We start from the raw sequence: 20,289 nt of genomic DNA on the forward strand, positions 1-20,289 counted from the left end.
ATGAGCGCTTCCGTCGAGTTCGTCGTCGCCATTCCCGCCCGTTATGCCGCTTCGCGGCTGCCGGGCAAGCCGCTGCGCCTGCTCGGCGGCGAGCCGCTGGTGCTGCGCGTGGCGCAACGCGCGCTGCTCGCCGGCGCGCGCGAGGTGTGGGTCGCCACCGACGATCAGCGCATCGCCGACGCCCTGCAGGGCTTGGCCGAAGTGCGCGTGGCGATGACCTCCACCGAGCACGCCTCCGGCACCGATCGGCTGGCCGAGTGCGCCGCACAGGCGGGCTGGTCCGATGACACCCTGGTGGTGAACCTGCAGGGCGATGAGCCCTTCGCCCCCGCCGAAGGCATCCGCGCGGTGGCCGAAGCCCTGGTCTATAGCGGTGCGGAGATGTCCACGCTGGCCACGCCGGTGGACGACGCGGAAACCCTGTTCGACCCGAACGTGGTCAAGGTCGTGCGCAAGCAGAACCTGGATGCGCTGTACTTCAGCCGCGCGCCGATTCCGTGGCACCGCGATGCCTTCGCGCGCTCGCGCGACACGCTCGCCGGCCCGCACTGGCTGCGCCATATCGGCATCTACGGCTACCGCGCCGGCTTCCTGCGCCAGTTCGCCGCGTTGCCGCCGGGCACGCTGGAGCAGTTGGAGTCGCTGGAGCAGCTGCGCGTGCTGGAAGCGGGGCACCGCATCAGCGTGGCCCTGACCCCGGCCGAGTTCCCGCCCGGCATCGATACCCCGGACGATCTGGCGCGCGCCGAAACCTGGTGGGCGGCACACCCGTGACCGTGGCACGACGGTTGCATGACGCGTAGTCCGGCATAATCGGGGCATGAACGTCCAGCCCGTCCAGGATCTGCCTGAGTTCGCCACCTGGCTCAACGCCAAACCGACCACCCTGGCGGAGCTGCAGGGGCGGCCGGTCGTGCTGGCCTTCGTCAACGCCGCCTCGGTGTGGTGCGCGCAACGGCTGGCCGAGCTGGCCCAATGGCAATCACGCAACCCGGGCAAGCTGCAGCTGCTGGTGCTGCAGGTGCCGCGTTTCGATGGCGAGCGCGATCCCGATCAATCCCTCAAACTGCTGCGCCGCCAGGGGCTCAACGCGCCGGCCCTGCTGGATGCGGACTGGGATGGCTGGCGCCGCTTTGGCGTGACCGCATGGCCGACCCTGGTTCTGCTCGATGCCCAAGGGCGTGAGCGCGAGCGTCTGGTCGGTCTCGGCGGGGAGCTGGAACGCTCCCTTACTGCGCTGTGCGAAGGCAGCTCGCGGCCGTCCGATGAGGACTTGCACGGCGCCCGTGAACTGAGCCCCGAGCCGCGCCTGCCGCTGCGCTTCCCGACCGGGTTGGCGGTGACCACCGAGCGCCTGTACATCGCCGACACCGGCCATCACCGCGTGCTGGAGTGCAGCCATGGTGGCCGCGTGCTGCGCCAGTTCGGCATGGGTACCGCCGATTTCATGGATGGCGACCAGGCCCAGGCGGCCTTCCACCATCCACAGGGCCTCGCGCTGGAGCGCGAATGGCTGTACGTGGCCGACACCGGCAACCATGCCCTGCGCCGCGTCCATCTGCTCTCCGGCCAGGTCGACACGCTGTGCGGCACCGGCCGCCCCGGTGAGCCGATTGAAGGGCCCGTCGCCGATCCGCGCCACACCGCCCTCAATCATCCGCAGGGGCTGGCCGTCGCCGATAACCAGATCCACATCGCGATGGCCGGCGACAACCGTATCTGGAGCTATCACCTTGGCCAGCGCAGCCTGCAGTGGCGCGCGGGCAGTGGGGCCATCGACGAGCGCGACGGCAGTGGCCACATGGCCGCGTTCGCGCAGCCGTGCTCGGTCGCTGCGGTCCAGCAGGTGCTGTACGTCTGCGATGCGCTGGGCTCCTCGATCCGCGCCATGCAGTTGCGTGGTGATCTGGTGCAGACGCTGGTCGGGCAGGGGCTGTGGACGTTCGGCGAACAGGACGGCCCGCGCACCTCGGCACTGCTGCAGTACCCGCAGGCAATTGCCCTGAGTCCGGATGCGCCGCTGCTGTGGATCGCCGATGCCGGCAACGGCCGCCTGCGCACGCTGCGCCTGGGCGGTGGTGAGCTGAGTACGCTGGAGTTGCCGCGCCGCCTGCATGGCCCGGCTGGCCTGGCACTGGGTGGTGGCGCGGTGTGGATTGCCGAGACCGATGCCCATGCCGTGCTGCGATTCGACCCCGTCAGTGGTGTCCTGAGCGACGTGCCGATCAACGAATGACTGTTTCTTCCGCCCCCGCCTTCGATGGCAAGGCATTTGCGGCCCACCTGAGCACCGCCCCCGGCGTGTACCGCATGTACGCCGCCGACGACACCCTGCTGTACGTCGGCAAGGCGCGTGCGCTGCGCAACCGTGTGGGCAGCTATTTCAACGGCACGCCCAAGACCACGCGGATCATGTCGATGCTGTCGCAGGTCGCGCGCATGGACGTGACCGTGACCCGCTCGGAGGCCGAGGCGCTGCTGCTGGAAAACCAGCTGATCAAGTCGCTATCGCCGCGTTACAACGTCTCTCTGCGCGACGACAAGACCTATCCGCACGTGCTGCTGACCCGCGAGCAATGGCCGCGCATCGCGCTGCACCGTGGCCCGCGCGCGGTGCCGGGGCGGTACTTCGGTCCGTACCCGGGCGTCACTGCCGTGCGTGAAACGCTCAACCTGATGCACAAGCTGTTCAAGCTGCGCAGCTGCGAAGACAGCGTCTTCCGCAACCGCTCTCGGCCCTGCCTGCAGTATCAGATCGGCCGCTGCAGCGCGCCCTGCGTGGAGCTGGTGGCGCCGGACGATTACGCCGAGTCGGTACGCCGCGCCTCGATGTTCCTGGAAGGCAAGAGCGATCAGCTGGCGCGCGAGCTCGGCACTCAGATGCAGACCGCCAGCGAAGCACTGGAATTCGAGCAGGCCGCGCGCCTGCGCGATCTGATCGCCTCGCTGCGCAGCATGCAGACCCGCCAGTACGTGGACGGCCGCGCGGCGGATCTGGACGTGCTCGCCTGCGCCACCCAGGGCGCCAGTGCCTGCGTGCTGCTGCTGGCGTTCCGTGATGGCCGCAACATGGGCACGCGGCCGTTCTTCCCGCGCACCAATGGCGAGGAGAGTGCCGATGAAGTGCTGGGCGCGTTCGTCTCCCAGTACTACGCCGAGCACGCGCCGCCGCGCGAGATCCTGCTCGACCGCGAAATCCCGGATGCCAGCCTGATCGAATCAGCATTGAGTGCCTCCGCCGAGCACAAGGTGCAGCTGCGCTGGAACGTGCGCGGAGAGCGCGCCGGCTACGTGGAACTGGCCGCGCGCAACGCGCAGATCACCCTGGTGACCGAACTGGGCAGCCGCACCGCGCAGCACGCGCGCAGCGAAGACCTGCGGCAGATGCTCGGCCTGACCGAACAGGTCAAGCGCGTGGAGTGTTTCGATATCAGTCACACCATGGGCGAAGCCACCGTGGCCTCGTGCGTGGTGTTCGATGCGGCGGGCCCGGTCCGCAGCCAGTACCGCCGTTTCAATATCAGCGGCATCGAGCCCGGCGATGACTACGCGGCCATGCGACAGGCGATCGAGCGGCGCTTCCGTCGGGCGGTGGAGGAAGATGCGGTGCTGCCCGATCTGTTGCTGATCGATGGTGGCGCCGGCCAGTTGGCCCAGGCGCAGGCGGCGCTGGCCGATCTGGGCGTGGAAGGGGTGATGCTGGTCGGCGTGGCCAAGGGCGTGGAGCGTAGGGCAGGGCATGAAGCCCTGGTCATGCCGGACGGCCGCGAGCTGCGCCCGGGCGCGGCCTCACCGGCGCTGCAGTTCATCCAGCAGGTGCGTGACGAGGCCCACCGCTTCGCCATTACCGGCCACCGTGGGCGCCGCCAGAAGGCCCGGATGACCAGCAAGCTCGAGGATATTCCTGGCATCGGCCCGCGCCGGCGCGCCAGCCTGCTCAAACATTTCGGCGGCCTGGTCGGCCTGAAAGCCGCCGGCGAAGCGGAAATCGCGAAAGTGGACGGCATCAATGACGCCCTCGCTGCGCGTATCTACGCTAACCTTCATGGACTGCCCACGCCCGACGCGGCGGGCGAGTAGAGAGACGCAATGAAGTTGACCCTCCCCACCTGGCTGACCCTGCTGCGGATCCTGATGATCCCCGTCCTGGTGCTGGTGTTCTATCTCCCCTACAAGTGGACCAATTTCGCCTCGGCGGCGATCTTCGGCCTGGCTGCACTCACCGACTGGCTCGACGGCTGGATCGCCCGCCGCTACGACCTGCAGTCCGCATTCGGCGCCTTCCTCGACCCGGTCGCGGACAAGCTGATGGTGGCCGTGGCGCTGTTCCTGATCGTGCAGGGCCACCCCACCGCGTGGATGGCGGTCTGGGCAGCCGTGATCGTCGGCCGTGAAATCGCCGTGTCGGCACTGCGCGAATGGATGGCGGAAATCGGCCAGCGTGCCAAGGTGCGTGTGGCCGTGATCGGCAAGGTGAAAACCACCGCGCAGATGGTCGCGCTGCTGTGCCTGCTGTATTCGGTCGCACCGCACACCCCGATGCAGGACATCTGGATGGGCACCGAGGTCTTCCACATCGGTGACTGGACCCTGGCCATCGCCTCGATCCTGACGCTGTGGTCGGGCCTGCAGTACCTGCACGCCGCCTGGCCGAGCCTGCGCGAAGACGAACGCCTCGCGCGTGAGAATGCCAAAGCAAAAAAGAATGCTTAAGGGCTGTTGACAGGGATGCATTTGGCTGTAGAATTTCGCCTCCCAAGCGGGAATAGCTCAGTTGGTAGAGCGCAACCTTGCCAAGGTTGAGGTCGCGAGTTCGAGTCTCGTTTCCCGCTCCAGTATTTGGAGCTACAGATTGAAAGATCTGTAATTCGTCAGAAAGAAGGGCCCCTTTAAGGGGCCCTTTTTTCGTTGTGTGACCCGTCCTGAATTGAGTTGACACCTTTTCCCACAGGAAGAGGAATGTTCAATGGATTCAACACTCAGGCGCAGCCAGCGGGATTACTCGCTGGCCTTCAAATTGTCGGTGGTCGACCAGGTCGAGCGCGGGGGACTGACCTACAAAAAGGCCCAGGAGCGCTACGGGATCCAAGGACGGAGCACCGTGCTTGGCTGGCTTCGCCGTCATGGTCGGCAGGATTGGTCGGGTGGTGCATCATCTGCCCCCATGACCACTTCACCCAAAAGCGGGGCGGCCAAGCCGCTGACGCCGGAACAACAGATCAAGGCCTTGCAGGTGCAATTGCGGGAAGCCAACGAGAAAGCGCAGCTTTTCGAAGCCATCGTCGATGTTCTCAAGGAGGACTACGGGGTGCGGATCGTAAAAAAGCCTTCCGGCAAGTCCTCACGCAAGGGCGGCTCCAAGGCCTAAGCGTGGCAAGGGCTTGCCGACATTTCGGCATTAGTCGGCAGGCGTACTACCAAGCCGGCCATCGCCAGCAACAGCAACTGGTCGAGGGCGCACGGGCGATCGCCTTGGTGGGTGGCTATCGGGCCCGTCAGCCACGCATCGGCACCCGCAAGCTCCACGGTCTGATCAGGCCGGCACTGCAGGCATCGGGAATAGCGATGGGGCGGGACCGCCTGTTTGGTGTCCTTCGTGATGCCCGGCTCCTGGTGCTCATGCGGCGTGCATATCACAAGACAACCAACAGCCATCACCGCTTCCGGCGTCACCCCAACCTGCTCAAGGCTGGCGAACGGCGCGTAGTGCCCACCGGCAGCGAGCAGGTATGGGGGGGGCTGATATCACCTATCTTCCTACGCAGGGAAAGTTTGTGTACCTGAGCCTGATTACCGATGCGTGGTCACGCAAGATCGTAGGCTGGAGCGTGCATGACACGTTGCAGACAGAGCAGGTCGCCCAAGCCCTGCAAATGGCGTTGAAGGGGCGAAAGACGCGCCAACGGCTGGTCCACCACTCCGACCGTGGCATCCAATATTGCTCGGACTACTACCAGAAGATCCACACCAAGCACGGCGTGACCTGCTCGATGACCGATGGCTACGACTGCTACCAGAACGCGCTGGCCGAACGGGTGAATGGGATCTTGAAAGGTGAGTTCCTGCTGTATCGGCCTCAAGACCTCGCGCAGGCACGCCAGATGGTGGCCGAGTCGGTGGCGATCTATAACGCCGAGCGGCCACATCTGTCCCTTAAAATGCAGACGCCCGATGCGGTGCATGGGGCGTCCCTGGCCGCCTAGCGGCGGCTGGATCATCCGCCACAGGTGTCAACCTATGGCAGGACGGGTCATGCCCTGTCGTCCTGGTTGCCGGCCACGGCGCAGTTGCCGTTGTGGGCGGTGATCGGCTTTTTTGCCGCGCTGATGACCTGCCTGGGCATGCGCATCATGGGCGCGATGGCCAACAAGGAACGTGCCCTGGGCATGCGCCTGGGCATCGAACTGGGGGTGGTGGCGGCGGTGCTGTTCGCCTTGCCGTCGCTGGTGATTGCGTATTTTCACTATGCCGGCGCGGCGTTGATGCTGGCGGCGATCATCCTGCTGCTGAGCCTCAGTGCGCTGGTTTTGCCCCGGCGCCAGGACTTCATCGGTGCAACGGTGCCCGTGCACCCGGGCTCGCTGCTGGCGCGCTTTCACTTGCCGGCGGCGGCGTATGCGGCGTTGGGGTTCTTCTTTCTGTTTGGGGCGGGGCAGATCGGGCTGTGGGCGTTTCTGGAGCGTCTGGGCCATGGCCTGGCGCTCAAGCCGACGGAGCTGGGCATTGTGTTCGCGGTGCTCAAGCTGCTGGGCGGCGCGGCCGCGCTGGCGCTGGCGGTGGTAGGCGACCGCCTGGGCGTGCGCGTGCCGCATGTCATTGTGCTGGTGGTGCTGGGGGCGGGGTTGATGCTGCTGGGCAATGCCGAGGGCTTTGTGATGTACGCCGCCGGCGCGTGGATCTGGGAGGTGGGGTTCACCTGGGGCTGCGTGTACCAGACCGCGGCGATTGCCCGGCTGGACAGCAGCGGGCGCTCGATCATGCTGATACCGGGGGCGTTTGCCCTGAGCTCGATGGCCGGCCCGGCTTTGGCCGGGCAACTGGTCGGGCATGGGTTTGCGGCGGTGCTGTGGTTGGCGGCGGCGTGTGCGGTGATACCGGTACTGGCTTTTGGTGGTTTGCTGGCGCGGCGGCTGCAGGGGCTGTTCACGCTGGCGCCTGCGCGCTGACAGACAGGGCGCCCGGCGCATTGCGCGGGGAGACATCGGCAAGGCTGGCATGGAATTTTCATGTGCCATTCGCACTCTGTAGTTTTGTGGTGCGTAAACGCTGTCTTTCCCGCCAACAAAAACAAGCCGGGGGGTTGCATGAGCTGCCTGATCTGCGCGGGCCACGCTGAGGTCATCGACTGCCCGGACGGGTGGGAAGGGCGACGCTGCCTGCACTGTGGGTGTTACCGTATGTCTCAAACGCTCATCTTGGCGATGATGGACGAGGGGCAGATTTTTGATGCCTGCAAGATGCGCCAATGGCTCGACACGCGCCGTTGCACGGTGCCGATCCCGTCGATTGATGTGTGTGAGGCGATTTTGGTGGTGTAGTGGGGAGGGCTGAGAACGCAGATCTCACAGGCGATTGCGCGTTGCAGCAGATGAGGGAGCGGCGGTGCGACGACTCGCCTTGACCCGCAATGCGCCGCCGAGTGTCACGTCGTTACTCGTTTACCGCTTGCGCTTCCATGGAGTCGACACCTATCGCTACCAAACGAAGGGCGGCGGCTGTACGCAAGTTGGTAGACCGGGAATCAAGGAACCCGGTGCGCACGCGTGCGCCCCACGCAGAGCCGCCATGACACGGAACAGCAGACACAAAAAATCGTCAACTGGGTGGCGGCTACGTGCGGGTCTGCAAGACCGACGCAAAAGGAACCCGGCAGACCCGAAGGTCTCCCGTACGCAGCCACCATTTTGAATGGTACGTTGCACGGGCAGCTTTGATTGCTATTAGTATATGACTTTACAATGCCCGATTACATCGAAAACATGGTCGTAAGTCGTTAGTGCAAATCGTTTTTTGTTGTTTTTATATTCACCTTCGATTTCGTCAAAGCTTGAGTTTGTGTATTTTTCATTTGGATAGTCATCTAGCTTATATATTGAAAGGTGTTCTATTTTTTCGAATATGAATGTGATGGTTTCGTCAGGCACATTGATGACTTCAGGTTTGCAGGCTGACAGTGAAAGGGACGCTTTAATATTTAGCGTGAATGGATGGAGGTTTAATCCGGTGCTTAATAAGATCAATGCATTTCGACCGTAAATGACGCCATATTTTGTTTCTATTGACTTCATTTTCATATCAAGGGCAACCTCTGCTCTTTATGGATTTCCCACCATTTTTTGTGGTAAATCTTCGTTCAAGTCTAATGCTGGCTAATTCTGCAGGAGTCGCCCATCGAGATGGGATTTTAGAGATTCCTGCTTCCTTGGCGGCATAAAGCCGTCTGTTATCCAAGCTAAAAACCGAGTCTTTGTGTGCTCCTTGAGACTTTAGTTTTACCTGAAGGTCATCAGGTAAGTGATGCATTCTGACTTTGCGGATAGGTTCAATCTGATGGGCATATGATGGGTCATTTTTTAGTCGGTGTTTTAGCTCGTTGACGTTTCTGCCGTCTTCAAATATATGGTTTATGTCATCCTGTGAATACAAAATCGTCTTTGGGTTTACTGCAGATAACCCCAGAGGATCGATCCACTCCATTGGGTTGGGGCCATATGAATAAAAGTTTACCCCACCCGCCAATCCAATCGGATCCGCCTGCGTAAACCGCCCCACCTCCGGATCAAAGAACCTGAACGTGTTGTAGTGCAGCCCTGTTTCGCGGTCAAGGTACTGCCCTTGAAAGCGCAGGTTCTGCTCCCTGGTCTGCTGCGCGCTGCGCCATTCCTCCCGTGACTTGCCCCAGGTCTGGTACTCGCTGTGCCACACCGTACCGCCCTCGGCATCAGTCAGTTGTTCAGGCAGCCCCGCGAGGTTGGTATGAAAGTAGAAAAACTCTTCGCACCCCGGCTTGCCATCCAGTCGCGCCAGTGGCTCGTAGCTGCCGACATCGGCATAGATGTAATGACCCACTGATTTCCTGCTCAGGCGTTACTTTCCCCGAAGGAGACACCGATGAGCGAAGTGATGGAAGAAGAGATCAAGCGTTGGACGGCCCGTCGCAAGTCGGCACTGGTCCTTGAGATCATCCAGGGCAAGACCACCGTGGCTGCGGCCAGTCGCCAGTTCGACCTGACGCCGGCGGAGATCGAGAGCTGGGTGGACGATGGCAAGAGCGGCATGGAGAACGCGCTGCGGGCCAAGCCGGAGGACGTGCGCGAGCAGTATGAGCGCCAGCTCAAAGACCTGCAGGAAGCCTACGGCGAGGCCATGCTGGAGATCCGCGCCCGAGAAAAGCTGGCGTCCCTGTTGGGAAAGGACGAGAGTTGATGCTCTCGGTCCAGCAGGGGCTGAAGGACGAAGGTGTAGCGATACCGATGACCAAGCTGTGCCAGTGGTGCGGCGTGGCGCGGCGGACCACGTACTACAAGCCGACCCGTTCGCCTGCAAAGGTCAAAGCGGAGCTTGCCGAGCCGATCAAGGAGATGATCGAGGCGGAGCCGTCGTTCGGCTACCGCACGGTGGCTGCATTGCTGGGCATGAACAAGAACACCGTCCAGCGGATCCTCCAGCTCAAGGGCTGGCAGGTGCGCAAGCGCGCACTTGGGCAACGGCCCAGGATCCAGGCAAAGGTCTCTCGTGCCGAACGACCCGACCAGCGATGGGCCACGGACCTGTGCCGTGTATGGGGCGGCAAGGACGGCTGGCTGAGTCTGGCGCTGGTGATCGACTGCAGCACGCGGCAGCTGCTGGGCTGGCACCTGTCACGCACCGGCAAGGCGAGCACTGCGTCGGCCGCTCTGGAGCAGGCCTTGATCACCCGCTTTGGCACGCTGGGACGTGTGCCGGAGCCTTTCCTGCTGCGCTCGGATAACGGTCTGGTCTTCACCAGCCGTGACTACACGCGCTTGGTACGCAGCTACGGCCTGAAACAGGAATTCATCACGCCGCACTGCCCGCAGCAGAACGGGATGGTGGAGCGCGTAATCCGGACACTCAAGGAGCAGTGCGTGCATCGCCACCGCTTTGAGAGCCAAGTCCATGCCCAGCGGATCATTGGCGACTGGATTGGCTTCTACAACCAACAGCGCCCACATCAGGTGCTGAAGATGATGACCCCGGACGCGGCTTATGCCGCTACATTAACCGCATGACCTGAGCAGGAACCGGTGGGTCATTACATGAGTGACAGTGGCCAGCGTGATGCACGTGATCGCGAAAAGAAATATCTGACTGAGTTGATTGAGAAGCTCAATAATGCCTTCGGCAAGCATATTACAGATACTGATCAAGTGGCTCTGGCTGTGCACATTTCTGAAAAATTTCGCTCCGACGGCACAGTGATGGCTCAGATACAGAACAACAGCTTGGAGCAGGCCATGAAAGCCGATCTTCCATCCAAGGCAGTGGCGGCCATCGCAGCGGCAATGGGCAGCCACACCAGCATGGCGACCAGGCTTCTCAGCGATGAATCCACCCGTAACGTGTTTCTGGCCGTGATGTATGAGCTGCTGAAGAACGGGCAGGGGAGGGAGTTGTTTCAGTCTACGAGAACAGGTGATTGACTACGCTGTCTGCATAGACTCGATTGCCAAGTGCGACAACTCACACATCAGCATGATGTCGGCATGTCTGCGCATTTTGCTGCGGAAGAGCTCGCTGTCGTCCAGATCGAAAGGCAGAATGTAAGACGCCTACGGACCATTGCCAGGCGTCTGGGTCGAAGTACCTCGACGTTCGACTCGCTCTGTATCGCTGGTCGTCCTAGAAGATTGCTGCCGAGCTGCGCGATGCACGTTCAGCTGTGATCCTCAGTCAGTGCGTTCCGATCCGGACGTTGCACCACGTGCGGATGTTCCCGCGGTCGAACCCCGGACACCTGTTTTCGATGGGCACGTACACGTAGAGCGCCTGCTCCGTATGTGCGAAGTGGTAGTAGTTCGTGCGGTCTTTGCCGTACAGCCAGTAGTTCGATGAGCCTTGGTTGATGACGTAGGGATCGAACGACACGATCGAGGATTCGGCAGGAATCACGTTGCTTCTGTCGGTCAGCATCAGCCAGGCGTTGGAGAAGGCGTGCGTCGTTGCACCCAGGAGGAGGGTGGCGGCGAGGAGGCTGATCGCAATGACGATGGCGAGGCGGGCGGTACGGGAATGGCTTGGCATGGCCGAAGGATTCAGGTGGGGCGAGGAGGCGCTGCGCCAGCGCTGTGAAGGCGTCGGGGCAGGTCGGGGTAGCGCACTGACTTGGTGGGAAAAGGATGTTGACGGCGTGAAGGAATTCCGACAGAATAGCGCTCCTTCGACGCAGGTCGAGGGGCCGACAGCCTCCAGCGCCTCAGGGTGCGGTGCGGTCGGGGCAAGCGAAAGTCTGCGGGAATAGCTCAGTTGGTAGAGCGCAACCTTGCCAAGGTTGAGGTCGCGAGTTCGAGTCTCGTTTCCCGCTCCAGATTTCGACAGGGCCCCCTTGGGGCCTTGTTTTTCTCCGCGGTGGCACGCGGGCATCCGGTCCGGAAGCATCGGCCGGGATGTGAAAAAAAGTGTGAAAAAGCTGGTGTGTTTCGAGTGGTTTCGGTAACATACACGCTTGATTTTGCGGGAATAGCTCAGTTGGTAGAGCGCAACCTTGCCAAGGTTGAGGTCGCGAGTTCGAGTCTCGTTTCCCGCTCCAAATCCTGACCAGGCCCCGTTCTCGGGGTCTTGTTTTATCGGGGCACGCAACACGCCTTCGATGATCGTAGGGTCACCGGCCTGGTGGCAGAGTGGTCATGCAGCGGACTGCAAATCCGCGTACGCCGGTTCAATTCCGACCCAGGCCTCCAAATAGAAAGTAGCCCAGAGCCCGCGAAAGCGGGCTTTGTGCGTTGTGGGCCTCCATTCAGTTTCGGAGGCCAGAGCCGACAGGGCCTACACAACGCGCTTCGTATGCTGCGGCCGTCCACTTTGGCAGCCTTATGCAGACACAAAAAGCACGCGTAGCGACGGGTATCGAAGGCCTCGACAGCATCCTCGGCGGGGGCTTCCCGCAGGGGCGGCTGTACCTGCTGGAAGGACCGCCAGGCTCCGGCAAGACCACGCTGTCCCTGCAGTTTCTGCTGCACGGGCTGAGCAAGGGCGAGCGCTGCCTCTACATCACGCTCTCCGAGACGGCTGACGAGCTGCGCGAAGTTGCCAATGCGCACGGCTGGTCCCTGGAGGGGCTGGAGTTGTTCGAGCTGGCCTCGGCCGAGGAAGCGCTGGGCGATGGACGGATGCAGTCGGTACTGCACTCCTGGGAAGTCGAGCTGGACGAAACGGTCAAGCTGATCCTCGGCGAGGTGGAGCGCATCAAGCCGCATCGGGTGGTGTTCGATTCGCTGTCCGAGCTGCGATTGCTGTCGCAGGATCCGCTGCGTTATCGCCGCCAGATCCTCTCGCTCAAGCAGTTCTTCGCGCCCAAGAGCGCGACCGTGGTGCTGGTCGATGACATGACGGCCTCCGGTGAGGAGCGCGATGGCCAGTTGCACAGTCTGTGTCATGGCGTGGTGTCGCTGGAACGGCTCACGCTGGATTTCGGCCCGGCCCGCCGCCGGATGCATGTGCAGAAACTGCGTGGCGTGAACTTCACCGCCGGCTACCACGATATGACCATCCGCGAAGGCGGCCTGGAGGTGTTCCCGCGCTTGATCGCCTCGGACCACCATGCCACATTCAACGGCACGCCGATCAGCAGCGGGGTCGGCGAGATCGACAGTCTGCTCGGCGGCGGTCCGCTGCGGGGCACCAGCACGCTGTTGACCGGCCCGGCTGGCAGCGGCAAGACGAATGTGGCGCTGCAGTACGTCTGGGCGGCCTGCGAGCGCGGTGAACACTGCTGCATTTTCGAGTTCGATGAGCGCATCGGCACCCTGCTGGCCCGCGCTGAGTCGCTGGATATCGATCTGAGCAAGCACCTGGCGTCGGGCCTGCTGGAAATCTTCCAGGTCGATCCGGCCGAGATCTCACCGGGCGAGTTCGCCTGGAACATGCGGCGTGCAGTCGAGGAGCGCCACTGCCGCCTGCTGGTGATCGATAGCCTCAACGGTTACGTCACTGCGATGCCCCAGGAAAAGCAGCTGATGCTTCAGCTGCACGAGATGCTGTCCTATCTCAACCAGAAGGGCGTGGCGACCATCCTGATCAATCCGCAGCATGGCCTGGTTGGCACGATGTCGACCGGCAATCTCAACGTCTCCTACATCGCCGACTCGGTCGTATTGTTTCGCTTCTTCGAATCGCAGGGGCGCATCCGCAAGGCGATCTCGGTGATCAAGAATCGGGGCGGTGCGCACGAGAATACGATCCGCGAGCTGAAGATCGACGGCAAGGGGATTTCGCTGAGCGCCCCGCTCAATGAGTTCAAGGGCATTCTGACCGGCACGCCGGAATTCGTGGGTAATACGGCGCATCTGCTCGGCCACACCCGTGCAGAGTGACGCCGTTTCCGGTGTGGTGCATATCGTTGCGCCGTTCGGGCGCGATGCGCAGAGCATTGCCGGCGTACTCACTGCCGCCGGGCTGCGCACCGCCATCCAGGAGAGCCTGCCACGGCTGGCCGACGCGCTCGATGATGACGTTGGCGCGGTGGTCGTCACCGAAGAGGCGGTCGCCAAGGGCACCGCCGCGTTGCTGGAGCCCTTGGCCAAGCAACCGTCCTGGTCGGATATCCCCTTCATTCTGCTGCGTTCGCCGCGCTCGCAGAAGCGCCCCTTGGCCGATCCTGACCTGCAGTTGTCGATCAACATCATCGAACTGGACCGGCCGCTGGGCAGCAGCTCGCTGCTCAGCTCCGTGCGCAGTGCGCTGCGTGCGCGCGACAAGCAGTTCCTGGTCCGCGATCAGATGCAGGCGCTGGCCGATGGCCGTGCCGCACTGGAGCGCAGCGAAGCAGAACTGCGCCTGGTGGCCGATGCGATGCCGGTCCTGATCGCTTTCATCGACCGTGATCTCCAGTATCGTTTTGCGAACAAGGCGTATGAATCCTGGTTCGAGCGTCCCGTCTCGGAGGTGATCGGCAAGCGCGTGCCGGAGGTATTCGGAGAAGAAGTATGGGCGACGCGCCGGCCGATGATCGAGCGTGCGATGGCGGGCGAACACGTCGTCTTCGAGGTCAATTGGCCCTTCAGTGACGGCCGCCGGCGCGACAGTGAAATCCGCTATTCGCCGCGCTTCAACACCGCAGGCGAGCCCGACGGCTTCCATGTGTTCGTGACCGATATCACCGCGTCCAAACTCGCCCTGGAGACCAGCCAGCAGCACGCGCAGGATCTGGAAGCGATGGTGGCCGAGCGCACCGCCGAGTTGGAGCGCCAGATGGCCGCACGCGAAGCCAGCGAAGCGGCCCTGCGCCAGTCGCAGAAGATGGATGCGATCGGGCAGTTGACCGGCGGCATCGCGCACGACTTCAACAACATGCTGACCGGCATCCTCTCCTCGCTGGACATCATGCGCATGCGCCTGGACATGGGGCGCATGGAAGGGATGGAGCGCTTCCTGGATGCGGCCACCGCCTCCAGCCAGCGCGCGGCGGCCTTGACCCAGCGTTTACTGGCGTTTTCGCGACGGCAGTTGCTGGATTCGAAGACAGTGGAACTCAACGCGCTGGTTGGATCGGTCCAGCACCTGCTGCGCAGCACGCTGGGCGAGAAGATCCGCATCCAGATGGCGACCAGTGACGCACCGCTGCGCGCCAACCTGGACAGCAACCAGTTCGAAAGTGCGCTGCTGAATCTGGCGATCAATGCACGTGACGCGATGCCTGAAGGGGGGGAGTTGATCCTGCGGACCTCGCACGTTTTCGCCGCCGAGGGCGAAGTGCCGACCATTCCGGCAGGCGAGTACGCCGTGGTATCGGTCTCCGATTCCGGCACCGGCATGCCACCGGAGGTGGTCGAGCGGGTCTTCGAGCCGTTCTTCACCACCAAGCCGATCGGCAAGGGCACAGGCTTGGGCATGTCGATGATTTACGGCTTCATGCAGCAGTCCGGCGGCCACATCACGGTGGATTCCACGCCAGGGCAGGGCACCACGGTAGCGTTGTTCATGCCGGTGGTGCACGACGCGGCTGAGGACGACGGTGCACCGTGCGCACAGCCGGTGTCGCTCGGCGCCGGGCAATCGATCCTGGTGGTGGAGGACGACGAGCAGGTGCGCATGCTGGTCACCGTGGTGCTGGAAGACCTCGGGTATACGGCCGAAGTCGTGGGGGATGCCGATGGCGCCATTCCGATCCTCGGCTCATCCAAGAAGATCGACCTGCTGATCACCGACGTCGGATTGCCTGGCCTCAACGGACGCCAACTGGCCGAAATCGCCAGGCAATCGCGGCCCTCGTTGCCGGTGCTGTTCATGACCGGCTACGCAGAGAAAGCACAGGAGCGCTCGGCATTCCTCGATAATGGCATGGCGATGATTGCCAAGCCGTTCCTGCTCGATGCGTTCAGTGAGGCGGTACGAAGCTCGATGTCGGGGCATCGGTAACCCCGCAGCGCTGGGCGTGTGCCCTGTCTGGTGAAAGCGTTTAGGACGGGAGACTTTCGTTTCAGGTGTGTTCTGAATGCTTCAGGCAGCGGCTTTATTTAGATACCTGAAAGTGCCAGCATAGTGCTTTGAAATCGTCGGAGTTTACCCATGCCCCTTTGCGCGATCGCGTATGTCAGCGACGTTGCGGGCCCGCTGTCCGCGGAGCATCTCGATGCACTTGTCGAGGATGCCATCCGCTTCAACAGCCTGGCCGGGGTCACCGGTGTGCTTCTCTGCGATGGCAATCGTTTCCTGCAGTACTTCGAAGGCCCGGATGATGGGGTGTCGGCAGTACACGAGCGCGTACTGCAGGCCCGCAGCCATCGGAACATCCGCAAACTCGGTCACGCCCGCGTGCCTGCGCGCTACTTTCCTTACTGGAGCATGCGCTGGCTGGGCGTGGAGCCGACCCTGGTCGAGACTTTGTCTGCCGGAGAGTGGGAGGCGTTTGCCGATCGCGCCGCGGGCGGACCGCCGGCAGACAGTGCCATGGAACGTCTGATGCAGTTCGTCGCGCCGCACCTGCCCGAGCGCGCGGGTCTGCAGGAGAGCCGCTCGGCGGCTGAGTGAGATTGCCCGCCCCTGTGCAGCTTCCCGGGGAGTGGCGGCCAGGCGCGGATTATCGGGAGCGCCGCCCTGACATATTGTTGTCAGTATCCGCCCCGCATGATGCAGGCACGGGTCCGGAGGTTGTATGAACGGTTCATCGGGGGCGTGGCTTTTATCCTTCGGGTAATTGACTTAATGCGATGGCCGTGCAAATTTTAGGTGAACCCGAAGTGAATCCGCCCCCTGAGGGGGTTTTGTCGTCCCTGAAGCAAGCAAGTCCCACGGAGGTCGTATGGAATACGGCGAACATGACTTGGCTGACGGAGTGCGAACCGAGCTGGAAGCCAGCTACGTGAAACATGGCTGCGGCCCGGAATTCTGGTCCACCTACCAGCGCGTGCTCGAGCGCCTGGTCCCACCCGCGCAGGGCACCGCGCGAACCCGTGTCACCAATGAGCTGGCGTTGATCATCGAACAGTTGGGGATCGTGCGGCGCGCCCAGTTGGTGCCGCCGCGCAGCGCACGCCCGCGCGCGCGCTGAAACCGGGTCGGGGGACCGGGGAAACGATACGGGGACACCCGCCAACGCGGCGCCACTACAGGTGATGAAGACCGATGGCCAGCAGCGCCAACAGCGTGCCGGCCGCGGCGAGCGTGCGCGGGCGGACCCAGCGTGTCGGGCGGTGCTGCATGGCCGATGGACGCGCATAACGAAGCAATCCCGGTGGGAACTGCCAGGCACGCATGCGCGCATCGCAGGCATCCTGGCAGTCGCCACAACTGATGCAATCAGCGTTCGGCCCGGCGCGTACGTCCAGCGCCATCGGGCAGACGCTGACGCAGTCCCCGCAATCCAGACAATCGCCGAGTCGATCGGCGCTGAAGTGCGGCATCGGGCCGGCGATATCCTCGTGCGCGGCGCGGAACGCATAGTCGCTGGCGCTGGTGGGATCAAGCAGTCCGCGGCCCCGCGCCTGGACACCGCCCAGCCCAGCCACGCGTGGGCCGCGCGGTTCGCCGCGGCGTGCGTGGTACTGCATGCGCGGCGTGTCGTTGTCGCAGAACATGCCGTGGATGCGCGCATACGGACACAGCTCGCGGCAGACATGTTCGCGCAGGAAGCCGGCATTGCCCCAGGTGGCTGCCGCATAGAAGACGATCCAGAACGTTTCCCAGCCACTCCAGACCGGTGGCCACGGCGTACCGACCAGGCCGTGGATCGGGCTGAAAAAGCCCACGAAGGTGATGCCCGTCCACGCGGCCACCAACAGCCACAGCAGATGCTTGATCGCACGCGCTGCACCTGTGGCCGGCAGCCAGCGCGCGGTGCCTTGATCCATCCACCGGAACAACCGGCTCCACAAGGTCTGCGGACAGCCGTAGCCACACCACACCCGGCCGGCGAGGTTGGTGAGCAGTACCAGCGCGGTGGCCAGCACGGCGGCCAAGCCAAGCAGGATGCCGACGTCGTGCGGCCAGAGGGTCCAGCCGAACAGATCGAAGCGGCGCGCGGTGAGGTCGAACAACAGCGCCTGGCGACCCTCCCAGCGCAGCCACGGCAGGAGATAGAAGCCGGCCAGCAGCATGGCCGAGAGCAGTGGCCGCCAGCGCAGCGGCGCGCGCCGGCCCGGGGCCGAGGGCGAGGGCGATGGATCGACCAGATGCAGGGTGAGGCGGTCTGTCATGGTCACCCCAGTGGCAGGTCGTCATCGTCGCTGGGCATCGGCCGCAGCAGGTACCAGGTGATCGCGCTGGCGGCGGCGGTGACCGCCCAGAACATGAAGAACCCCAGCGTGTAGCCCAGCTCGCGGCTGATCTCGTGTTGCGGGAAACTGATGTCGCGCAGGCGCAGCGGGTCGACAAAGGCGAAGAACACCACGCTGGCCAGGCCAGCCGCGACGAAGCTGGGCCACAGGATGGCGCCCCATTGCTGGATCAGCCGTCGGCGGCTGCCGTCGGGCGGGTCGTGCAGGTCGTTCATTGCGGCCACGGTCAGGAGGAGGGGGCAGGGCACGGCTATACTTCGCGCCGACCGGGGGCCGGGATCGCGAGTGCGCGCGTCCTGTCGAGCTCCCAGACTAGAAGGCTTCGCCGCCGCCTTCATTGATCCTGATCAAGGCAGCGGCAGGTCCTGCCGCCGATGCTGGGCGTTGCTGCCCGAGGGTGTTCATGTCCGATCCCACCGACAACTTCCTGCCTCTCCCGGCACTGGACCTGTGCAGCGAAGAGGACGTCACCCGCCTGGTGCACGACTTCTACGCGCGCGTCCGCGAGGAGCCGCGCCTGGGTCCGGTGTTCACGGCGCGGATCCACGACTGGGATGCGCATCTGGCGCAGCTGGTCGATTTCTGGTCGGCGATGCTGCGCGGCACGCGGCGCTTCAAGGGCGCGCCGATGCCCAAGCACATGGCCATGGATGAGCTCGACCGCGACCTGTTCGACCGCTGGCTGGCCCTGTTCCGGCAGACCACCGCCGAATGCAGCAATCCACCGATGCAGCGGCTCGCCGACGATGTGGCCGAGCGGATCGCCGACACGTTCTGGCGTCGCTTCCAGATGCTGCGCTGGCCAAGCCTGCCGATCGCGGGCCGCCCAGGTGTGAATTGATCTGACGCAATGCGTGCGCACCCGCGCACCCGCAAGCTGGCGGCATGGATACCTTCTCGCCTGCCGCCGCCGGGCTCGCCTGGCACTTCGATCCCGAGCTGCTGCGTCGCCACGACCGGCCGGGCCCGCGCTACACCTCCTATCCCACCGCCCCGCATTTCCATGACGGCTACGGTGAGCTGGCCCTGCGCGAGGCCATCGTGGACAGCAACCGCCGGGGCCGCGCGCTGTCGCTGTACGTGCATGTGCCGTACTGCAGCAGCCCGTGCTTCTACTGCGGCTGCAACCGGGTCATCACCCGCGATCACAGCAAAGGCATCAGCTACGTCGCCCGCGTGCTGAGCGAGGCGGACCTGATGGCGCCGCAGTTCGATCCGGCGCGCGAAGTGATCCAGCTGCACCTCGGCGGTGGCACGCCCAACTTCCTGGCGCCGGCACAGATGCGCGAGTTGATCGATGGGCTGCGCCAGCGCTTCAACTTCAGCACGGCGGCCGCGCGCGACTTCTCCATCGAGCTCGACCCGCGCTTCGTCACACGCGCCGATATCGCGGTGCTGGCCGAGCTGGGCTTCAACCGCGCCAGCCTCGGCGTGCAGGATTTCGATCCGGACGTACAGAAGGCCATCAACCGCGAGCAGGGCGTGGAGGCCACGCTGGATATTCTGCGTGCCTGCCGCGAGCATGGGTTGCGCTCGGTCAATGTCGATCTGATCTACGGCCTGCCGAAGCAGACACTCCCCGGTTTCGCGCAGACGCTGGAAACCGTGCTGCGCGAGCGACCGGATCGCCTGGCGGTGTACGGGTACGCGCACCTGCCGCACCTGTTCCGTGCGCAGCGCCAGATCGCCGATGCGGATCTGCCCAGCCCCGAGCAGAAGCTGGCCTTGTTGGGCTTGGCGGTGCAGCGCCTCTCTGACGCGGGCTACCAGTACATCGGCATGGACCACTTCGCGCTGCCCGAAGAAGACCTGTCCCGTGCACAACGCGCGGGCCAGCTGCACCGCAACTTCATGGGATACACCACGCACGCCGATACCGATCTGGTGGGCCTGGGGGCCAGCGCGATCAGCCATATCGGCGAGACCTACAGCCAGAACCCGCGTGAACTACCGGCCTGGGAAGCGGCGGTCGATGCAGGGCGGTTGCCGGTCTGGCGCGGCCTGACCCTGGACCAGGACGATGTGCTGCGCGCGGAAGTGATCGGCCAGTTGATGTGCCAAGGAGAAGTGGACGGGGCTGCCGTGGCGGCACGGCACGGCGTGGACTTCGAGTCGTATTTCGCCGAGGGGCTGCGCGCACTGGCGGCACTGCAGGCGGACGGCCTGGCCGATTACGCGCAGGGCGTGGTGCGCGCGAGCGAGCGCGGGCGCCCACTGCTGCGGCTGCTGGCGATGTGTTTCGACCGCTATCTGACGCAGCCGGACCAACCCGTCCGGTATTCCCGCGCGATCTGAGCGGGGCCGCAGCGGCGCGCATGCATTCCAAAAAGCGGTGCGA

The 20,289-nt window shown here is 63.8% G+C and carries 20 protein-coding genes, 4 tRNA genes and 1 pseudogene; 20 read left to right on the top strand and 5 right to left on the bottom strand.

Annotated elements, in window-relative coordinates; all coding sequences use genetic code 11:
• From kdsB to ACE026_RS04340, 8 genes and pseudogenes are all read left to right on the top strand, one after another.
• A complete protein-coding gene (kdsB, locus tag ACE026_RS04305) occupies nt 1-774 on the top strand; it encodes a 3-deoxy-manno-octulosonate cytidylyltransferase (protein ID WP_486038046.1) in 774 nt (257 codons plus the stop codon).
• A gap of 46 nt (nt 775-820) precedes the next feature.
• Nucleotides 821-2,236 carry a hypothetical protein gene (locus tag ACE026_RS04310; RefSeq protein WP_346465475.1) on the top strand — a complete coding sequence of 472 codons (1,416 nt, stop codon included), beginning with the start codon at nt 821-823 and terminating at the stop codon, nt 2,234-2,236.
• Nucleotides 2,233-4,080, top strand: a complete 1,848-nt coding sequence (gene uvrC, locus ACE026_RS04315) for an excinuclease ABC subunit UvrC (protein ID WP_346481861.1) — start codon at nt 2,233-2,235, stop codon at nt 4,078-4,080. The genes ACE026_RS04310 and uvrC overlap by 4 nt, the downstream gene beginning before the upstream one ends.
• A gap of 9 nt (nt 4,081-4,089) precedes the next feature.
• Nucleotides 4,090-4,713 (top strand): CDP-diacylglycerol--glycerol-3-phosphate 3-phosphatidyltransferase, encoded by a 624-nt coding sequence (gene pgsA / locus ACE026_RS04320; RefSeq protein ID WP_486038048.1) that lies wholly within the window; start codon nt 4,090-4,092, stop codon nt 4,711-4,713.
• Nucleotides 4,714-4,759: 46 nt separating this feature from the next.
• Nucleotides 4,760-4,835: transfer RNA gene (locus ACE026_RS04325), tRNA-Gly, on the top strand.
• A gap of 131 nt (nt 4,836-4,966) precedes the next feature.
• Nucleotides 4,967-6,203 (top strand): annotated as a pseudogene (locus tag ACE026_RS04330) (IS3 family transposase).
• Nucleotides 6,204-6,227: 24 nt separating this feature from the next.
• Nucleotides 6,228-7,166 (top strand): hypothetical protein, encoded by a 939-nt coding sequence (locus ACE026_RS04335; RefSeq protein ID WP_486038049.1) that lies wholly within the window; start codon nt 6,228-6,230, stop codon nt 7,164-7,166.
• Nucleotides 7,167-7,304: 138 nt separating this feature from the next.
• Nucleotides 7,305-7,538 carry a hypothetical protein gene (locus ACE026_RS04340; RefSeq protein ID WP_486038051.1) on the top strand — a complete coding sequence of 78 codons (234 nt, stop codon included), beginning with the start codon at nt 7,305-7,307 and terminating at the stop codon, nt 7,536-7,538.
• Nucleotides 7,539-7,940: 402 nt separating this feature from the next.
• Here ACE026_RS04340 and ACE026_RS04345 read toward each other — a convergent pair whose 3' ends face one another.
• Both ACE026_RS04345 and ACE026_RS04350 read right to left on the bottom strand, forming a co-directional pair.
• A complete protein-coding gene (locus tag ACE026_RS04345; protein WP_486038052.1) occupies nt 7,941-8,288 on the bottom strand; it encodes a hypothetical protein in 348 nt (115 codons plus the stop codon).
• 7 nt (nt 8,289-8,295) lie between these two features.
• Nucleotides 8,296-9,069 carry an RHS repeat domain-containing protein gene (locus ACE026_RS04350; protein WP_486038054.1) on the bottom strand — a complete coding sequence of 258 codons (774 nt, stop codon included), beginning with the start codon at nt 9,067-9,069 and terminating at the stop codon, nt 8,296-8,298.
• Nucleotides 9,070-9,111: 42 nt separating this feature from the next.
• On the opposite strand from ACE026_RS04350, the gene ACE026_RS04355 reads away from it, so the two are divergent.
• Genes ACE026_RS04355 through ACE026_RS04365 form a run of 3 tightly spaced genes read left to right on the top strand, consistent with a single transcriptional unit; the run spans nt 9,112 to nt 10,661 of the window.
• The gene (locus ACE026_RS04355) at nt 9,112-9,426 is read left to right on the top strand and encodes a DUF1153 domain-containing protein (RefSeq protein WP_486038056.1); all 315 of its coding nucleotides are present in this window, start codon (nt 9,112-9,114) and stop codon (nt 9,424-9,426) included.
• On the top strand, nt 9,426-10,250 hold the full coding sequence (locus tag ACE026_RS04360) for an IS3 family transposase (protein ID WP_486038058.1): 825 nt from the start codon (nt 9,426-9,428) through the stop codon (nt 10,248-10,250). Before ACE026_RS04355 ends, ACE026_RS04360 begins: the two co-directional genes overlap by 1 nt.
• Before the next feature lie 27 nt (nt 10,251-10,277).
• On the top strand, nt 10,278-10,661 hold the full coding sequence (locus ACE026_RS04365) for a hypothetical protein (RefSeq protein WP_486038060.1): 384 nt from the start codon (nt 10,278-10,280) through the stop codon (nt 10,659-10,661).
• A gap of 250 nt (nt 10,662-10,911) precedes the next feature.
• Here ACE026_RS04365 and ACE026_RS04370 read toward each other — a convergent pair whose 3' ends face one another.
• Nucleotides 10,912-11,262 carry a hypothetical protein gene (locus ACE026_RS04370; RefSeq protein WP_486038062.1) on the bottom strand — a complete coding sequence of 117 codons (351 nt, stop codon included), beginning with the start codon at nt 11,260-11,262 and terminating at the stop codon, nt 10,912-10,914.
• A 207-nt stretch (nt 11,263-11,469) separates the two neighbouring features.
• Between ACE026_RS04370 and ACE026_RS04375 the strand changes: the two genes are divergently transcribed.
• From ACE026_RS04375 to ACE026_RS04405, 7 genes are all read left to right on the top strand, one after another.
• Nucleotides 11,470-11,545: transfer RNA gene (locus ACE026_RS04375), tRNA-Gly, on the top strand.
• A gap of 146 nt (nt 11,546-11,691) precedes the next feature.
• Nucleotides 11,692-11,767, top strand: a tRNA-Gly gene (locus tag ACE026_RS04380).
• A gap of 77 nt (nt 11,768-11,844) precedes the next feature.
• A tRNA-Cys gene (locus ACE026_RS04385) sits at nt 11,845-11,918 on the top strand.
• A gap of 42 nt (nt 11,919-11,960) precedes the next feature.
• A complete protein-coding gene (locus ACE026_RS04390) occupies nt 11,961-13,550 on the top strand; it encodes a DUF7125 family protein (RefSeq protein ID WP_486038064.1) in 1,590 nt (529 codons plus the stop codon).
• Nucleotides 13,540-15,594 (top strand): hybrid sensor histidine kinase/response regulator, encoded by a 2,055-nt coding sequence (locus ACE026_RS04395; RefSeq protein WP_486038066.1) that lies wholly within the window; start codon nt 13,540-13,542, stop codon nt 15,592-15,594. Before ACE026_RS04390 ends, ACE026_RS04395 begins: the two co-directional genes overlap by 11 nt.
• A gap of 150 nt (nt 15,595-15,744) precedes the next feature.
• The gene (locus ACE026_RS04400) at nt 15,745-16,206 is read left to right on the top strand and encodes a BLUF domain-containing protein (RefSeq protein WP_486038068.1); all 462 of its coding nucleotides are present in this window, start codon (nt 15,745-15,747) and stop codon (nt 16,204-16,206) included.
• A gap of 271 nt (nt 16,207-16,477) precedes the next feature.
• A complete protein-coding gene (locus tag ACE026_RS04405; protein ID WP_019183363.1) occupies nt 16,478-16,726 on the top strand; it encodes a hypothetical protein in 249 nt (82 codons plus the stop codon).
• 55 nt (nt 16,727-16,781) lie between these two features.
• On the opposite strand, the gene ACE026_RS04410 is transcribed toward ACE026_RS04405, so the two are convergent.
• Nucleotides 16,782-17,771 (bottom strand): 4Fe-4S dicluster domain-containing protein, encoded by a 990-nt coding sequence (locus tag ACE026_RS04410; RefSeq protein ID WP_486038287.1) that lies wholly within the window; start codon nt 17,769-17,771, stop codon nt 16,782-16,784.
• A gap of 101 nt (nt 17,772-17,872) precedes the next feature.
• Nucleotides 17,873-18,166, bottom strand: a complete 294-nt coding sequence (locus tag ACE026_RS04415) for a hypothetical protein (protein WP_121041710.1) — start codon at nt 18,164-18,166, stop codon at nt 17,873-17,875.
• Nucleotides 18,167-18,354: 188 nt separating this feature from the next.
• Between ACE026_RS04415 and ACE026_RS04420 the strand changes: the two genes are divergently transcribed.
• A complete protein-coding gene (locus ACE026_RS04420; RefSeq protein ID WP_486038070.1) occupies nt 18,355-18,792 on the top strand; it encodes a group III truncated hemoglobin in 438 nt (145 codons plus the stop codon).
• Nucleotides 18,793-18,836: 44 nt separating this feature from the next.
• Nucleotides 18,837-20,246 (top strand): oxygen-independent coproporphyrinogen III oxidase, encoded by a 1,410-nt coding sequence (hemN, locus tag ACE026_RS04425; protein WP_486038072.1) that lies wholly within the window; start codon nt 18,837-18,839, stop codon nt 20,244-20,246.
• Nucleotides 20,247-20,289: the final 43 nt, after the last annotated feature.

This window comes from Stenotrophomonas sp. AGC87 (assembly GCF_057333975.1).

Bases quoted from the DNA above. Each gene is read 5' to 3' on its own strand.
- kdsB (WP_486038046.1), top strand. From the start codon at position 1: ATGAGCGCTTCCGTCGAGTTCGTCGTCGCCATTCCCGCCCGTTATGCC.
- ACE026_RS04310 (WP_346465475.1), top strand. From the start codon at position 821: ATGAACGTCCAGCCCGTCCAGGATCTGCCTGAGTTCGCCACCTGGCTC.
- uvrC (WP_346481861.1), top strand. From the start codon at position 2,233: ATGACTGTTTCTTCCGCCCCCGCCTTCGATGGCAAGGCATTTGCGGCC.
- pgsA (WP_486038048.1), top strand. From the start codon at position 4,090: ATGAAGTTGACCCTCCCCACCTGGCTGACCCTGCTGCGGATCCTGATG.
- ACE026_RS04340 (WP_486038051.1), top strand. From the start codon at position 7,305: ATGAGCTGCCTGATCTGCGCGGGCCACGCTGAGGTCATCGACTGCCCG.
- ACE026_RS04345 (WP_486038052.1), bottom strand. From the start codon at position 8,288: ATGAAGTCAATAGAAACAAAATATGGCGTCATTTACGGTCGAAATGCA.
- ACE026_RS04355 (WP_486038056.1), top strand. From the start codon at position 9,112: ATGAGCGAAGTGATGGAAGAAGAGATCAAGCGTTGGACGGCCCGTCGC.
- ACE026_RS04360 (WP_486038058.1), top strand. From the start codon at position 9,426: ATGCTCTCGGTCCAGCAGGGGCTGAAGGACGAAGGTGTAGCGATACCG.
- ACE026_RS04365 (WP_486038060.1), top strand. From the start codon at position 10,278: ATGAGTGACAGTGGCCAGCGTGATGCACGTGATCGCGAAAAGAAATAT.
- ACE026_RS04370 (WP_486038062.1), bottom strand. From the start codon at position 11,262: ATGCCAAGCCATTCCCGTACCGCCCGCCTCGCCATCGTCATTGCGATC.
- ACE026_RS04400 (WP_486038068.1), top strand. From the start codon at position 15,745: ATGCCCCTTTGCGCGATCGCGTATGTCAGCGACGTTGCGGGCCCGCTG.
- ACE026_RS04405 (WP_019183363.1), top strand. From the start codon at position 16,478: ATGGAATACGGCGAACATGACTTGGCTGACGGAGTGCGAACCGAGCTG.
- ACE026_RS04410 (WP_486038287.1), bottom strand. From the start codon at position 17,771: ATGCTGCTGGCCGGCTTCTATCTCCTGCCGTGGCTGCGCTGGGAGGGT.
- ACE026_RS04415 (WP_121041710.1), bottom strand. From the start codon at position 18,166: ATGAACGACCTGCACGACCCGCCCGACGGCAGCCGCCGACGGCTGATC.
- ACE026_RS04420 (WP_486038070.1), top strand. From the start codon at position 18,355: ATGTCCGATCCCACCGACAACTTCCTGCCTCTCCCGGCACTGGACCTG.
- hemN (WP_486038072.1), top strand. From the start codon at position 18,837: ATGGATACCTTCTCGCCTGCCGCCGCCGGGCTCGCCTGGCACTTCGAT.